This window comes from Streptomyces sp. NPDC101110, assembly GCF_044759525.1.
In the GTDB taxonomy this organism is placed as follows: Bacteria; Actinomycetota; Actinomycetes; order Streptomycetales; family Streptomycetaceae; genus Streptomyces.
In genome coordinates this window covers 1-14,400 of sequence record NZ_JBIVZM010000014.1, presented here as the reverse complement: position 1 = coordinate 14,400, position 14,400 = coordinate 1, and the positions used below count along the sequence as shown (strand labels likewise).

Genomic DNA, 14,400 nt, shown 5'->3' with positions numbered 1-14,400 from the left:
GCGGTGCGGCATTCACAACGGTGTCAGGGCCGGTGGGAGCGCAGCGCGGTGAGGGCCCGGTCGGCGTGCGCGTTCATGCGCAGTTCGCTGCGGACGACGTCGAGGACGGTGCCGTCCCGCGCTATGACGAAGGTGGTGCGCTTGGTGGGCGCCAGAGAGAAGCCGCGCTTCACGCCGAACCGCTCACGGACCGCCCCGTCGGCGTCGGACAGCAACGGCATGCCGAGGCCGTGCCGTCCGGCGAACTCCTGCTGCCGTTCGACGGCGTCGCCGCTGATGCCGACGGGGCGCGCTCCGACGGCGGCGAACTCGGCTGCCAGGTCGCGGAAGTGGCAGGCCTGGGCGGTGCAGCCCGGGGTGAGTGCGGCCGGGTAGAAGAAGAGCACGACGGGACCCTCGGCGAGCAGCCCGGACAGGCTGCGCACGGTGCCGGTCTCGTCGGGCAGGGCGAAGTCCTCGACCTTGTCCCCGGGCTCCACGCGCGCGGTCACGACCTGCCCTCCGCGTTCCGGGCCACGCCGCGGGCCCAGAGCACGAGGGGCACCTGCAGGGGCAGGCGCCCGAAGGCGGCGGCCTTCTGCGGGGCGGGGCGGTGGCGCCAGTCGGCGGCCATCTTGACGTTGGCGGGGAACACTCCGACGAAGAACGCCGCCGTGGCCAGGGCGGCGGCCTTGCGGGTGCGGGGCAGCGCCAGACCGGCGGCCAGCGCGAGTTCGGCGGCGCCGCTCGCGTAGGTCCAGGCCCTGGGCGTACCGGGCAGGCCGCGCGGGATGGTGGCGTCGAACGGGCGGGGGCTGGCGAAGTGTGCGACGCCCGCGGTGGCCAGCAGGCCGGCGAGCAGCAGGGGTGAGCGTTCGGACCGGGGCACGGTTCCTCCTCTGAAGGCCTGCCGCGCATTATTACCGGTCGGTAGTCAGGTCAGTCCACCGGGCCCCGGGAGTGCCCGTGATGTCTGCCCGGCGTGTAACCGAAGGAGCGGCGGAAGACGTCGATGAAGGCGCTCGCGGAGGACCAGCCGCAGCGATGTGCGACGGTCGTGACGGGCAGGCCGTCGGCGAGCATCCGCAGGGCGTGGTAGAGCCGCGACTGGGTGCGCCACTGGGGGAACGTCATGCCGAACTCACCGCGGAAGAGCCGGCTGAGGGTCCGCTCCCCCACGCCGGTCGCCGCCCCGAGCTCGGCGAGGGTGCGGACGTCGGCCGGGTCGGTGTGCACGAGTGCGCAGACGGCGGCCAGCCGTGGGTCGGCGGGAGCCGGCAGGCGCAGGGGCTGCTGGGGCGAGACGAGGAGCTGGTCGCACAGCACGGCGCGCAGCCGGTGCCGCTCCGGGCTGCGGTCGCCCGGGTCGCGGGTGTAGGCGAGGATCAGCTCGCGCAGCAGCGGGCTGACGGCGAGGACGGCCGGGTGGTCCAGGCCGAGGGGGTTCTCCTCGGCGGGCAGGCCGACCAGGTGGAGGTCGAGGCGGCCGTGGGCGCGGTGGGCGTGCACGGTGCCGGCCGGGACCCAGATGGCGCGGGTGCCGGGGGCGAACCAGGTGCCGGCGTCGGTCGTGACGGCCACGACACCGGCACCCGCGTAGACGATCTGGTGGTCGTCGTGCCGGTGCGCCTCGATGCGGTCGCCGGCGGTGAGCCGCTGGGCGCGGGTGGGCGCGGTGGGCGTGTGGCGGATGTTCGGCACAGTACGGCAGATTATCGGAAGCGGGCCGCACGGCCCGCGGACGACGATCGCCGGGTGACCACTTCGAGACGCGATCGACCCGTCGCCCTGATGTCCTTGGGGCACGCCTGTGTGGATGTGTATCAGGGGGCCGTCGCCGCCCTGGTGCCGTACTTCGTCGCCGAGCGCGCCTACTCGTATGCCGCCGCTTCGGGTGTCGTCCTGGCGGCGTCCCTGCTGTCGTCACTGTTGCAGCCGCTGTTCGGGGTGCTCACCGACCGGTGGGCGATGCCGTGGCTGCTGCCGCTGAGCGCGCTGACGGCCGGGACGGGCGTCGCCCTGAGCGGGGTGTCCGGCTCCTACACGCTGACCCTGGTGGTGGTGGCCGTGTCGGGGGTGGGTGTGGCCGCCTACCATCCGGAGGCCGCGCGGGTGGCGCGGGCCGTGGCGCACGGACGTCACACCGCGATGGGCTGGTTCTCCTTCGGCGGCAACGCCGGCTTCGCCCTGGCGCCCCTGCTGGTCTTCACTGTGGTGGCCACGGGCGGGCTGCGCGCCTCTCCCCTGCTGGTCGTCCCCGCCCTGGCGGGTGCGGCGCTGTGTGCGGCGGCCGTGCGGGCCGCGGGGCCCGGCCCGGGGAGTGCCGGCGCGTCCGCCGCCGTCGGCGAGGACGACTGGCGGTCCTTCCTGCGGCTGTCCGGGGCCGTGGCGTGCCGCTCCGTGGTGTTCGTCGGCCTGAGCGCCTTCGTCTCGCTGTACGCGCGCGAACGCACCGGTGGCGGGGAGGGGGCCGGTACGGCGGCGCTGTTCTTGCTCTACGCCGGCGGGGCGCTCGGCACGCTGGCCGGGGGCCGGCTGGCGGAGCGGTACGGCAGGGTGGCGGTGGTGCGCCGGTCGTACACCCTGACGGTCTTGGCCGTCGCCGGGCTGGTTCTGGTGCCCGGGCCGCCCGTCTACCTGTTCGTGGCGCTGACGTCGGCGGGGCTGTATGTGCCGTTCTCGCTGCACATCACCCTGGGCCAGGACTTTCTGCCCCGGCGCGTGGGCACCGCGAGCGGGGTCACGCTGGGCCTCACCGTGAGCGTCGGAGGCCTCGTGGCGCCCGCGCTCGGGGCACTGGCCGACGCGACGTCCCTCCGGTCGGCCCTGCTGCCGCTCATCGCGTTGCCCGCACTCGGCCGGCTGCTGCTGTGCGGCGTGCGCGAACCGGCGGCCGCGGGAGCGGCGGCCGCCGTGCGGACGGATCCGCTTGACCCGGCCGCACGCTGACAGGCGATCAGGCCGGCCCGTCCGGAACCGACCGGGATTCGCCTTCCTCGTCGCCGTGGGCAAGGAAGTCGTCGACCATCGGTGGAACAGCGTGGCGAGCTGCCGCAGCGAGGCGGTCGTCCGGGGCGGGGACGCGGGTGACGTACCCGGACTTCTGGCAGCTGCCGCACGGTACGCGTGACGTGCGAGGCCTCCACGCCCAGCCGCGCGGCGAGCTCCCCGGGCCGCAGCGGCTCGGAGTCGGCCACCTGTCGCAGCAGCGCCACGGCGGCGCGGTCCAGCGGTACGCCCGCCAGGGCCATCAGCCGGTCGTGCCGGCGGGCGCGGGTGCTCAGGTGGGTGATGCGGGTGAGCTCACGCTCGATCTCGATCACTTCCGGGGTCGGAACGCAGGGGAGCGGTGGTGTGGACATGAGCACCAGGCCATCATCTCGTTGCGTGAGTCAAGTAAATCGGGCGGGGCGGGTGCGGGGCGGACCCTGGACCGGGCGGGTGCGGGGCGGACCCTGGACCGGGCCTCGTGTCGGCGCCGTTCAGGGGAAACAGCCGGAGAACACGCGTGAGGGCCCACCGGTCCGTCGACACCTCACCCGTGGACCTGCCGCTGATCCCGCCCATGCTCGCCACGTCCGGCGCCCTGCCGCCCGCCGCGCAGGACGCGCGCTGGGCCTACGAGACCAAGCAGGACGGTCAGCGGGTGGTCGTCTATCTGCCCGGGGACGGCACCGTGCTGCTGCGCGCCCGCTCCGGGGACGACATCACCGCCGCCTACCCCGAACTCGGTCCGCTGGCCACCGCGCTCGGTTCCACACCCGCCGTGCTGGACGGCGAGGTCATGGCCCTGGACGCCGAGGGCCGCGCGAGCTTCCAGTTGCTGCAGTCCCGGATGGGCCTGGCCCACGCGCCGGCCAGGGCAGCCCGGCGGGCGGCCGAGGTCCCCGTCCACCTCGTGCTGTTCGACCTGATGCACCTGGAGGACCACTCCCTCCTGCGCCTCCCCTACGCCCGACGCCGCGCCACGCTGGAGGACCTCGGCCTCACCGGGCCCTCCTGGTCGACCCCGCGCGCACTCGTCGGCCACGGCGCCGAGGCCCTGCGCGCCACCCGGGAGCACGGCCTGGAGGGCCTGGTCTGCAAGCGGCTGGACTCCGTGTACGAACCGGGGACCCGCTCCCGGGCCTGGATCAAGATCCGCAACATGCGCACGGAGGACGTCCTGGTCGGCGGCTGGCAGCCCGGCAGGGGACGGCTCACCGGCCTGCCCGGCGCGGTGCTGGTCGGGCAGCGCGCCGCGGGCCGGCTGCGCTACGTCGGCAGTGTGGGCACAGGCTGGAGCGAGGCCGAACGCACGGAACTCGCCGGGCTGCTGGAGGCCGCCGCGACCGGGGTCTGCCCCTTCGACCCGGCCCCCCGGGCGCCGGGAGCGCACTGGGTGGTCCCCCGCCTGGTCGGTGAGGTCCGCTACAGCACCCGCACCCGGGAGGGGTTGCTGAGGCAGCCGTCCTGGCTGCGGCTCCGGCCCGATCTGGCGCCCGAGGAGGCGGCGGCCGACATCCCGGACGACATGGTCTGAAACGACGCCGGATCTCCCACTGTCAGGCTGCGATTCGCCCTGAGATCCTCCGCCCCTCTTGGCATGGACGCGTTCAGCCTGGAAGCTGAACCCCCGTTCCCCCCACAGCCGTTGGGCTGCGCCCGGACCAAGGAGGACGCAGTGTCGTCGTCACGCACGTTCGCCCGCCACAGCAGGAGATGGCTCACCGGAGCGGCCGGTGCCGCCGCCCTCGTCCTGGCGGCCCCCGCCACGGCCTTCGCGGCCCCGCCGTCGGCACTGCCCGCCAACGCGGACCCGCTGGAGCAGACGTACCAGCCCGCTTACGACTACGACACCGACGGCTGCTACTCCACGCCGGCGATCGGCCCGGACGGCACGGTGAACGGCGGTCTCAAACCGAGCGGCGCCCTGAACGGCAACTGCCGGGACGCCTCGGACCTCGACAACACCAACGGCTACGCGCGCTCCAAGTGCAACAACGGCTGGTGCGCCATCCTGTACGCCCTCTACTTCGAGAAGGACCAGGCCGTGGCCGGCAGCGGCATCGGCGGCCACCGGCACGACTTCGAGCACGTCGCGGTGTTCGTGCAGGACAACCAGGTCAAGTACGTGTCGACGTCCAACCACGGCTCGTTCACCGTGCGCGCGGCGTCCGCGATCCGCTTCGACGGCACGCACGCGAAGGTCGTCTACCACAAGGACGGCATCAGCACGCACTGCTTCCGCGCCGCGAACACGAAGGACGAGCCTCCGGAGAACCACAAGCGCACCTGGCAGTACCCGGCACTGGTCGGCTGGAACGGCTACCCGGCCGGGGTGCGCGACAAGCTCACGTCGTACGACTTCGGCAGCGCCCATTTCGGCCTGAAGGACGGCGACTTCGCGGGCCACCTCGCGAAGGCCAAGCCCTCGGGCATCTCCTTCGACCCGTACGCCTGACACGCGCGACCGGGCCAGGGGCCGCCCCCTGCCGGGCCGGACTCGTGCCGGTGCCGCCCCGCCACACGGTGAGGCGGCGCCGTGCCGCGGGAGATCCACTCGTCCCGAACTGGCGTGCGTCGCCCGGCGGTCGGGGGAGGTACGGCACGAACGCACCCGCGAGAGGGTCTATCGTGGCCGCATGTCCGCCCCCGAACTGATTCGCATCGTCTCCCGTGACTCCCCCATGGCGCTCGCCCAGGTGGAGCGTGTCCGGGCCGAGTTGGCCGCCGCCCGCCCCGGAGTGCGCACCGAGGTCGTGCCGGTGAAGACCACCGGCGACAAGTGGATGGGTGATCTGTCCCAGGTCGAAGGCAAGGGCGCGTTCACCAAGGAGGTCGACGCGGCGCTGCTGGCGGGCGAGGCCGACCTCGCCGTGCACTGCGTGAAGGACGTGCCGGCCGACCGTCCGCTCCCGGCGGGCACGGTGTTCGCCGCGTTCCTGAAGCGGGACGACATCCGCGACGCCCTGATTCACCCGGGCGGGCTCACCCTGGACGAGTTGCCGGCCGGGACCCGGATCGGCACCTCCTCGGTGCGCCGCGTCGCGCAGCTGGCCGCCACGCACCCGCACCTGGAGTGCGTGCCCTTCCGCGGCAACGCCAACAAGCGCCTCGCGAAGCTGGCCGCCGGGGAGGCGGACGCGCTGCTGCTCGCGGTCTCCGGTCTGGAGCGCATCGGCCGCGCGGACGTCATCAGCGAGATCCTCTCGACCGAGACGATGATGCCGCCCATCGGCGCGGGCGTACTGGCGCTTCAGTGCCGTGAGGGCGACACCGCGCTGATCGACGCGGTGAGCGGTCTGGGCGATCCGGACACCCATCGGGAGACCACCGCCGAGCGCATGTTCCTGCATGTGCTCCAAGGGCACTGCAACAGCCCCATCGCCGGGTTCGCGCAGGTGGACCGCAGCGGCGAACTGTCCCTGCGGGCCTGTGTGTTCACTCCGGACGGCAAGACGCGCCTCAACGCCCACGAGTGGGCGGGCCGGCTCGACCCGGCCACCCTCGGCACCTCGGTCGCCGTGGCCCTGCTGCGTCAGGGTGCGCGCGAGATCATCGACGGCATCCCGCACTGACCCGCGCGGGCGCCCTGACGCCGGATCAGGCGGTGCCTTCCTCCGCCTGATCCCGCAGGAAGACGCTCACCTGGTGCGCCAGGCTGTCCCGCACCGCGCCCTGCTGACCGGCGGCGGCGCCCTCGTGCACGCCGATGCCGCCCGACCACAGCCGGCGGTCGGCCCACTCCTCCTCGACGCGCAGCTGCACCTGGACGTCGACCAGGCCCAGGGAGGCCTCGGCGCCGGCCGCGTAGAGCACGGCGGTGGCCCGGCGCAGCGGGTAGACGTCGAAGCCCTCGATGAACTGCGAGTTGCGCCAGTCGATGAAGGCACTCTCCCCGTCCGGCCCGAGGCGGACGTCGATCTGACCGTCCTCCAGGTGCACACCGAGATGGCGGCTGCCGCGGTTCTCGACCGTCACCCGGAGGCAGAAGTACGTCAGTCCGTCGGCGGCGTCGTCCCGGCCGCGGGGCGGCTCGGCCAGTTCCAGACGGTGGACGCGGACGCGCAGACCGGCATGCTCGTCGTACTCCTGCCAGTCCCCGACCACGTTCGGCTCGTACACGCTGCACCCTCTCGACCTCTGGAAGCTGCTTCCTATCTGTGCCCTCAGCGCACTGTCAAATGAGCAGAATGCGCTGTGGCCTGGCAGTTCATCCTTTTTGATCGGTGATCAAGCCGTGCCCAGCGGTTATCCGGAAGGAGCGGGGGAAAGCGCTTGCCCAGGCGTGCCGCACATCACTTCCACGAGTGAAGATCAACGGGCCGGACGGCCCAGCGGCACCCAGGCCGCGGCGACGCCGAGTGCGGCGCCGACGCACAGCACGGCGAAGCCGGACGACTGGGGCCGGAGAACAAGGGGGGTGCGCGGCGGCAGGGCGGCCCGCCGGTCCGCGTGACCCGTCTCGCGGACCACGCGGCCGGCCCCCACCAGCCGGTTGATCAGGGCGGACACCGAGTTCGCCGCCGGACCGGGCCCCTTCGCCGCGCCGGAGACGCCGACGCCGGGCCGGCGAGCCACGACCAGGCGCAGCAGTTCCACCTCGGCACCGCGCGGCCGCGGGGCGGGCGGTTGCCGCCGCAGGCGCCGCCGGAGCAGCCACCGGACCCAGCCGAGCCCGTCGGTCAGCTCTTCGGGGGAGGCCCCCGGCTCCGTGCCGCCGACATCGGTTCTGCAACGGAGCCGGCCGGTCCAAGCCGAGGTCAAGAAGGGTCAGGGGTGGTTCGAGGGCGGATGAGGTCACGCGGTGTACGCGAAAGGGTGGCGGTCTCGAGAGCGCCCACGTCCCCCAAATGCCGTATTGTCTGAATTGTTAGTGCTTCGGACAGGAGGCACGTATGTGGGGAGCCGGCCGCCCGGACTCCCGGTGCTTTCCGTGAGGTCCGTGGCCGCGCTTCCCACGGTGTCTGTCCCCATTCAGCACCTGCGCAGGGAGGTGCGCACCATGCGTATCGCCGGCAGCACCCGAACGCACCCCCACGACGACGCCCCCGACACCGCGGCGGCGTTCGCACGTCTCGCCGTTCTGCCCGAGGGGCCCGAGCGCAAGGCTCTTCGGGACGAGCTGGTCGAGGCCTGGCTCCCCATGGCCGAGCGGATCGCCGTCCGCTTCCGGGGCCGTGGCGAGGCCCTCGAGGACCTGTACCAGGTCGCCGCACTGGGGCTCGTGAAGGCGGTCGACCACTACGACCCGGCCCGCGGCAACGCCTTCGAGGCGTACGCGGTACCGACGGTCACCGGCGAGATCAAGCGCCACTTCCGCGACCACATGTGGACGCTGCACGTGCCCCGCCGGGTCCAGGACCTGCGCAACCGGGTGCGGCACGCGGCGAAGGAGCTGTCGCAGACCACCCCGGGGCGCGCCCCGACCGTCGCCGAGATCGCCGAGTACGCCCAGCTCACCGAGGGCGAGGTGCGCACCGGCATGGAGGCCCTGGAGTGCTTCTCGGCGCTGTCTCTGGAGGCCGAGATGCCCGGGACCGACGGCTACGCGCTCGGGGACGCGATCGGCGGACCCGACCCGGCCTTCGACACCGTCGTCAACCGGGTGGCCGTCCGGCCCTGCCTCGAAGCGCTGCCGGAGCGTGAACGGATCATCCTGTATCTGCGATTCTTCAAGGGCATGACACAGAGCCGCATCGCCGAACAGCTCGGCATCTCACAGATGCACGTGTCCCGGTTGCTCAGCAGCTGCTTCGCCCATCTGCGCGAGGAACTGCTCGCCGAGGCCCGCTGAAGCGGGGGCGTGGGGTTCCGGACCGGACCGCCGCCGGGATCACACCTCCGGCGGGGATCCGGGGATCTGCGTCGGTCCGGCGCGGTCGAGGGCGTCCTCCAGGACGGACCGGATCTCCTCGGGCATCAGGCCCGTGCGCCCCCAGACGAGGATCAGCTCGGCGACGTTGCGCAGCTTGATGTTGGTGTGCTGCGACACCTCCTTCAGCACGGCCCACCCCCGGTCGGGAGAGATCCTGCCGAGTGCCACGATCATCCCGATCGCCTGGTCCACGACGGCATGGGAGGCGACCGCCTCCTTCAGTTGCTGGACCTCTTCCTGCAGTTCGAGGATCCGGTCCGAGCCCCCGTCCGTGGGCATGGTCACCTCCGGGTGCGGTGCGCCGCTGCGCCGGAGGTCCCGCCGGATGCTTGAGTACCTTGACGCAGTGTCCGACCCATCCATCGTCGTCACTCGGCCCGCCCGGTGCCACCGGGGCGGACCAGGCGGGACACCGTTTCGGCGCCCTGGCCGGGGTACTCGGCAGGCGCCCACAGCGGTTCCGGTTGGACACTGGTGTCAATCCTCCGGTGGCTGCCAGGCCGACGAGATCAGGACGCGACTGCCATGAACCACGACATGCCCACCTCCTCCGGCACCAAGGACGTCGTCTCATCACACTCCGTGTTCGGTGCGCCCTGTTGGGTGAGCCTGACCAGCCGGGACGTCAAGGCGACCGAGGAGTTCTACGGTGCCGTGCTGGGCTGGCAGTGGCGGCCTGCCAAGCTGGGCGACCGCTTCCGGATCGCGCTGGTCGACGGCTCGCCGGTGGCCGGCATCGCGGGGGTGGCGACCATGTGGCAGATGGCGGTGGCGTGGACGCCGTACTTCGCGGTGCGCAGCGCGGACGAAGCGGTGGCGCGGGTGCAGGAGCGCATGGGGACGGTCGCGGTGGGGCCGATCTCGCTGCCGCCGGGGCGGGCGGCGCTGCTCGCCGACCGGGACGGTGCGACCTTCGGCATCTGGGAGGGCGACCTCTTCACCGACTGGGAGACCTGGCGCAACGCGCAGCCGGCCTTCATCACGCTGCACACCCGGGACGCCTTCGACGCGGCGATCTTCTACGGCGAGATCCTCGACTGGGCGACCCAGCGGCCCGGCTGCTGCGAGGTCCACTACGAGGGCGGCGAGGTCGTGCTGCGCAGCCGCGGGGACGTGGTGGCCCGGATCGAGTCGGGGGTGCTGGAGGCGGCCCCCGACCCCGCGATCCGGCCGCACTGGCAGGTCCACTTCTCCGTCGACGACGTGGAGGCCTGCGCCCGGGCCGCCGAACTCCACGGCGGCAGCGTCCTGTCCAAGGGCAGCGACGAGGCGGTGCTGCGCGACCACGACGGCGCACAGTTCACCGTGACCGCGCGCCGCGACCGCTGATCCCCGCGACTGCCGTGCCGCCCGCGCGCCGCGACCGCTGATCCCCGTCACCGCCGCGCGAGGTCACCTCCTTCGCGCTGCCGCGCGGTCGCGTACTTCGCACTGCCGCGTGGTCACGTCCTTCGCGCTGCCGCGCGCCGTCGCTTCCCGCGCACAGCGCATCACGTGTGAGGGGGTGACGCCCGGCGGGCGTCACCCCCTCACACGTGCCGCCGCTCGCCCGGCGTCACTCCTCCCCACGCGCCGCCCGTGACGGGCGGGACAGCAGGACCAGGCTGCGGGCGCCCACGGTGAGGCCCGTCCCGGCCTTGTGCTCGGACTCGTCCGGAGTGGCCTCCGGGTCCGCCGTGTCGATGAGGGCCCTCCAGCATTCGCCGTAGGAGCGGTCCGGAAGGCGGAAGTCGACCGGCTCCCAGTGACTGTTGAGGAGCAGCAGGAACGAGTCGTCGACGACCGGGCGCCCCCGCGGATCGGGTTCGGCGATGGCGTCGCCGTTGAGGAAGACGCCCACGGAGTGCGCGTCGCCGCGCCGCCAGTCGTCGTGGGTCATCTCGCCGGCGTCCGGCGCCAGCCACACCAGGTCGGGCAGCGGCTGGTCCGCGCGGGTCAGGGTCTCGCCGAGGAAGAACCGGCGCCGGCGCAGGACGGGGTGGCCCCTGCGCAGCCGGATGACGTACCGGGTGAACTCCAGGAGGTCGCGCTGCTCCTCGGTGAGCCGCCAGTCGATCCAGGAGATCTCGTTGTCCTGGCAGTAGGCGTTGTTGTTGCCGCCCTGGGTGCGCCCGAGTTCGTCGCCGTGGCAGAGCATCGGGATGCCCTGGGAGAGCAGCAGGGTGGCGAGGAAGTTGCGCTGCTGGCGGGTGCGCAGCTCCAGCACGGACGGGTCGCGGGTCGCGCCTTCGGTGCCGCAGTTCCAGGACCGGTTGGTGCTCTCGCCGTCCCGGTTGTCCTCGCCGTTGTCCTCGTTGTGCTTGCCGTTGTACGAGACGAGGTCGCGCAGGGTGAAACCGTCGTGCGCGGTGACGAAGTTGACGCTGGCGCGGGGCCGGCGCCTGCTGTGCCGGTACAGGTCCGGGGACCCCGTCAAGCGGGAGGCGAGCTCGCCGAGGGTGTGGTCCTCGCCGCGCCAGAAGTCCCGGACCGCGTCGCGGTACATGCCGTTCCACTCGGACCACAGGGGCGGGAAGTTGCCCACCTGGTAACCGCCCTCGCCGACGTCCCACGGTTCGGCGATCAGCTTGACGCGGCTGATCACCGGGTCCTGCTGGATGAGGTCGAAGAACGCCGACAGCCGGTCCACCTCGTGGAACTGCCGGGCGAGCGTCGCCGCGAGGTCGAAGCGGAAGCCGTCGACGTGCATCTCGGTCACCCAGTACCGCAGCGAGTCCATGATCAGCTGCAGGACGTAGGGGTGGCGCATCAGCAGGCTGTTGCCGGTGCCGGTGGTGTCGTAGTAGTGCCCCCAGTCGCCGTCGACCAGCCGGTAGTAGGAGGAGTTGTCGATCCCGCGGAAGGACAGCGTCGGCCCCCTCTCGTTGCCCTCGGCGGTGTGGTTGTAGACCACGTCGAGGATCACTTCGAGCCCGGCCGCGTGCAGGGTCTTCACCATCTGCTTGAACTCGGCGACCTGGCCGCCGCGGGTGCCGTGGGCGGCGTAGCCGTTGTGGGGCGCGAAGAAACCGATGGTGTTGTAGCCCCAGTAGTTCGACAGACCGCGGTCGTGCAGCACCCCGTCGTGGACGAACTGGTGGACCGGCATCAGCTCGACGGCCGTGACGCCCAGGGAGGTCAGGTGCTCCACGACCGCGGGGTGTGCCAGTCCGGCGTAGGTGCCCCGGAGTTCCTCGGGCACCTCGGGGTGCAGGCGGGTCATGCCCTTGACGTGTGCCTCGTAGATGACCGTGTCGGCGTAGGACCGGCCGGGCCGGGTGTCGTCGCCCCAGTCGAAGGCCGGGTCGGTCACCACACCGAGCATGGTGTGCCCGGCGCTGTCGGCCGGGTCGGGGCCGTCGGGGTTGCGCTCATAGAGCGAAGGGTGGTTGTCGATCTGCCCGTCCACCGCGTGGGCGTACGGGTCGAGCAGCAGTTTCGCCGGGTTGCAGCGGTGGCCCGCGGCCGGGGCCCACGGCCCGTGCACGCGGTACCCGTAGCGCTGGCCGGGGCCGACGCCGGGGAGGTAGCCGTGCCACACGAAGCCGTCGACCTCGGTCAGCGGCACCCGGGTGTGGGTACCGTCGTCGTCGACGAGGACCAGCTCGACGCGTTCGGCGACCTCGCTGAACAGCGCGAAGTTGGTGCCGTCCCCGTCGTAGTCCGCTCCCAGCGGGTAGGGGCGCCCGCCCCAGGCGGACGCCCCTTTCCTCGACGGCAGGCGCGTCACCGGGCGTCCTCCAGGACCTCGGCCGGGGTGCCGACCGGGCCGGCCAGCCGCACCACCCGCTCCTCGCGGGGCACGTCGAGACCCTCGCTCTCACGCGGGGCGGGAGCCGTGGGCACCAGCGGGACGCGTTCACCGGCGCGGGCGCGCTGCGAGAACCAGATGACCTTGCTTCCGGTCTCGGTGGCGCAGCAGCCCCAGCCGTCGCTCATGGCGGCGAGGTGCTCCAGGCAGCCTCGCAGCTCCTGGTCCGGGCGCAGGGCGCGGTCGTTGTCCCCGATGGCGGTGATCAGGTGCTGCCCGTTCCACCACATCTCGATCGACGTGTTCTTGTCCGTGGCGTGTTCGTCGATGGCCTTGAGCAGCATCTCGGTACCGCCGCAGACGGGCTGGATCAGGTTGTCCAGGTCCCAGAACTTCAGGTGAGCGGCCAGAATGCGGCTGACCTGTCCCACCCGTTCCGGGCTGACTTCCACGTCGAGGTGGTAGTAGCAGGGCACTGCGGTCTTCATCGGTCGGCTCCTCACCGCGAAGCTCAGCTCCTTCTCGCTCCCGCGGTCCTGCGGGACGAGCCCCGAACACGGAACGTGAGCGCCTATCGCTTCTGAGTCACCATTAGCGTGAGGGTGCTAGCCCGTCCGTGCAACACGAGCGCACAACTGAGGCGCCAGAGGGCACAAGTGAGCAGGCCCGGGGCGCCCGAACGGCCCAGTCGAACCGCCATTGATTGAAGACCCAACAAGACGCTGCGTGTCCACACGTGCACCATGTGTGAAGAACTCGATCGCCGTTACGGGTCCGGCCGCTGCACGGCCGCCGTCCGACCGTCGGGAGACCGTGCCCCTCGAGCCCCGAAAGGTGATCGGCGCCATGCTGCTACCCGCCAAAGCCGAAGTCGCCCGGCAGTTGCGGCGTTACCGGGCCTGGGAACGCGTGATGCTCGCGGCACCGAACGACCGCACGGTGCGGACCACCTTCGAGGACTCCGGCTACACGCTCTGCGTGCTGATGGGCAAGCGCTGTGCCCGGGAGGCGGCGGACGCCGCCGAGCGGTACCTGCGCACGAACCACGTCGCCTACCTGCAAGAACAGCAGATCACCTGCCTGCAGGAGCAGCACGTCGCCTGCGTGCAGGAACCGAAGGAACGGCCCCGCCCGGCCACGGCGGTCAGACGCAGGACCTCGGCGGCGGAACGCAGACCCACGGCCGCCGAGCGCAGATCCACGGCGGGAAGGTAGCTGCCTTCCCGCACACCCGTCCCCTGAACCGGGCCAGGCGGCCCGGCTTTCGAGCACGCTGGAGGTGAGGACCATGAGGAGGACCCGGGCCATCGGCCGTATCCCGGTACGGGATGTCCGCCCGGCCGTGGAGGGCGGCAACCGGCCGGCGAAGGCGGTCGTGGGTGAGTCGTTCGAGGTCACCGCCACCGTGTTCCGGGAGGGGCACGACGCGGTGGGTGCCAACGTCGTCCTGGAGGACCCCGAGGGCCGCCCCGGTCCCTGGACGCCGATGCGCGAGCTCGCCCCCGGCAGCGACCGCTGGGGCGCCGAGGTCACCGCGAACGCCGTCGGCCGCTGGTCGTACCGGGTGGAGGCCTGGAGCGACCCGGTGGCCACCTGGCGTCACACGGCGGGCATAAAGGTCCCGGCGGGCATCGACCCGGATCTGGTCCTGGAAGAGGGCGCGGAACTGTTCGAGCGGGCAGCGGCCGGCACGCCGAAGGGCGCCGGCCGCTCGGTGCTGCTCACAGCGGCGCAGACCCTGCGGGACGAGGGCCGTCCTGCGGCTTCCCGTCTGGCGGGGGCGCTGACGCCGGAGGTGGAGGCGGTGCTGGCCCGGTATCCGCTGCGGGAC

The 14,400-nt window shown here is 72.4% G+C and carries 16 protein-coding genes and 1 pseudogene; 8 read left to right on the top strand and 9 right to left on the bottom strand.

The window, feature by feature from the left end:
* Positions 1-23: 23 nt before the first annotated feature.
* The 3 genes from ACIQU3_RS28590 to ACIQU3_RS28580 are packed head-to-tail and all read right to left on the bottom strand — an operon-like array spanning position 24 to position 1,680.
* Positions 24-491, bottom strand: coding sequence for a peroxiredoxin (locus ACIQU3_RS28590; RefSeq protein ID WP_403928348.1), 468 nt, complete (start codon positions 489-491; stop codon positions 24-26).
* A complete protein-coding gene (locus ACIQU3_RS28585) occupies positions 488-868 on the bottom strand; it encodes a DoxX family protein (RefSeq protein ID WP_403743893.1) in 381 nt (126 codons plus the stop codon). Before ACIQU3_RS28585 ends, ACIQU3_RS28590 begins: the two co-directional genes overlap by 4 nt.
* 50 nt (positions 869-918) lie before the next feature.
* Complete coding sequence (locus ACIQU3_RS28580) at positions 919-1,680, bottom strand: AraC family transcriptional regulator (protein ID WP_403928345.1); 762 nt, start codon at positions 1,678-1,680, stop codon at positions 919-921.
* A 90-nt stretch (positions 1,681-1,770) separates the two neighbouring features.
* Between ACIQU3_RS28580 and ACIQU3_RS28575 the strand changes: the two genes are divergently transcribed.
* Positions 1,771-2,928, top strand: coding sequence for an MFS transporter (locus ACIQU3_RS28575; RefSeq protein ID WP_403928638.1), 1,158 nt, complete (start codon positions 1,771-1,773; stop codon positions 2,926-2,928).
* A 106-nt stretch (positions 2,929-3,034) separates the two neighbouring features.
* Here the strand turns inward: ACIQU3_RS28575 and ACIQU3_RS28570 are convergent.
* Positions 3,035-3,341, bottom strand: a pseudogene (locus tag ACIQU3_RS28570) (MarR family winged helix-turn-helix transcriptional regulator); the annotation flags it as partial.
* A gap of 179 nt (positions 3,342-3,520) precedes the next feature.
* Between ACIQU3_RS28570 and ligD the strand changes: the two are divergent.
* The 3 genes from ligD to hemC all read left to right on the top strand — a co-directional run bounded on the left by ligD (position 3,521) and on the right by hemC (position 6,539).
* Entirely contained in the window at positions 3,521-4,501 is a 981-nt protein-coding gene (gene ligD / locus ACIQU3_RS28565; RefSeq protein WP_403743997.1) for a non-homologous end-joining DNA ligase, read from the top strand.
* 141 nt (positions 4,502-4,642) lie between these two features.
* Entirely contained in the window at positions 4,643-5,422 is a 780-nt protein-coding gene (locus tag ACIQU3_RS28560) for an NPP1 family protein (RefSeq protein WP_403743886.1), read from the top strand.
* 181 nt (positions 5,423-5,603) lie between these two features.
* Positions 5,604-6,539, top strand: a complete 936-nt coding sequence (hemC, locus tag ACIQU3_RS28555) for a hydroxymethylbilane synthase (RefSeq protein ID WP_403743883.1) — start codon at positions 5,604-5,606, stop codon at positions 6,537-6,539.
* Positions 6,540-6,564: 25 nt separating this feature from the next.
* Here hemC and ACIQU3_RS28550 read toward each other — a convergent pair whose 3' ends face one another.
* Entirely contained in the window at positions 6,565-7,086 is a 522-nt protein-coding gene (locus ACIQU3_RS28550; protein ID WP_403743881.1) for a hypothetical protein, read from the bottom strand.
* 192 nt (positions 7,087-7,278) lie between these two features.
* The gene (locus ACIQU3_RS28545; protein WP_403928635.1) at positions 7,279-7,650 is read right to left on the bottom strand and encodes a hypothetical protein; all 372 of its coding nucleotides are present in this window, start codon (positions 7,648-7,650) and stop codon (positions 7,279-7,281) included.
* A gap of 316 nt (positions 7,651-7,966) precedes the next feature.
* Here ACIQU3_RS28545 and ACIQU3_RS28540 point away from each other — a divergent pair, with 316 nt between their 5' ends.
* Positions 7,967-8,758: an RNA polymerase sigma factor SigF gene (locus ACIQU3_RS28540; protein ID WP_403743876.1), complete on the top strand. Its 792-nt coding sequence runs from the start codon at positions 7,967-7,969 to the stop codon at positions 8,756-8,758.
* Positions 8,759-8,797: 39 nt separating this feature from the next.
* Here the strand turns inward: ACIQU3_RS28540 and ACIQU3_RS28535 are convergent, their stop codons facing one another.
* On the bottom strand, positions 8,798-9,118 hold the full coding sequence (locus ACIQU3_RS28535) for an ANTAR domain-containing protein (RefSeq protein WP_403743874.1): 321 nt from the start codon (positions 9,116-9,118) through the stop codon (positions 8,798-8,800).
* A gap of 246 nt (positions 9,119-9,364) precedes the next feature.
* Here ACIQU3_RS28535 and ACIQU3_RS28530 point away from each other — a divergent pair, with 246 nt between their 5' ends.
* A complete protein-coding gene (locus ACIQU3_RS28530) occupies positions 9,365-10,168 on the top strand; it encodes a VOC family protein (RefSeq protein ID WP_403743872.1) in 804 nt (267 codons plus the stop codon).
* Between the two features lie 226 nt (positions 10,169-10,394).
* Here the strand turns inward: ACIQU3_RS28530 and glgX are convergent, their stop codons facing one another.
* On the bottom strand, positions 10,395-12,548 hold the full coding sequence (gene glgX, locus ACIQU3_RS28525) for a glycogen debranching protein GlgX (RefSeq protein WP_403743869.1): 2,154 nt from the start codon (positions 12,546-12,548) through the stop codon (positions 10,395-10,397).
* Entirely contained in the window at positions 12,545-13,057 is a 513-nt protein-coding gene (locus ACIQU3_RS28520; RefSeq protein ID WP_403743867.1) for a pep a2, read from the bottom strand. Before ACIQU3_RS28520 ends, glgX begins: the two co-directional genes overlap by 4 nt.
* Before the next feature lie 358 nt (positions 13,058-13,415).
* On the opposite strand from ACIQU3_RS28520, the gene ACIQU3_RS28515 reads away from it, so the two are divergent.
* The gene (locus ACIQU3_RS28515) at positions 13,416-13,784 is read left to right on the top strand and encodes a DUF5133 domain-containing protein (RefSeq protein ID WP_403743865.1); all 369 of its coding nucleotides are present in this window, start codon (positions 13,416-13,418) and stop codon (positions 13,782-13,784) included.
* Between the two features lie 73 nt (positions 13,785-13,857).
* On the top strand, positions 13,858-14,400 hold a 543-nt coding region (locus ACIQU3_RS28510), incomplete at its 3' end, for a maltotransferase domain-containing protein (RefSeq protein WP_403743863.1).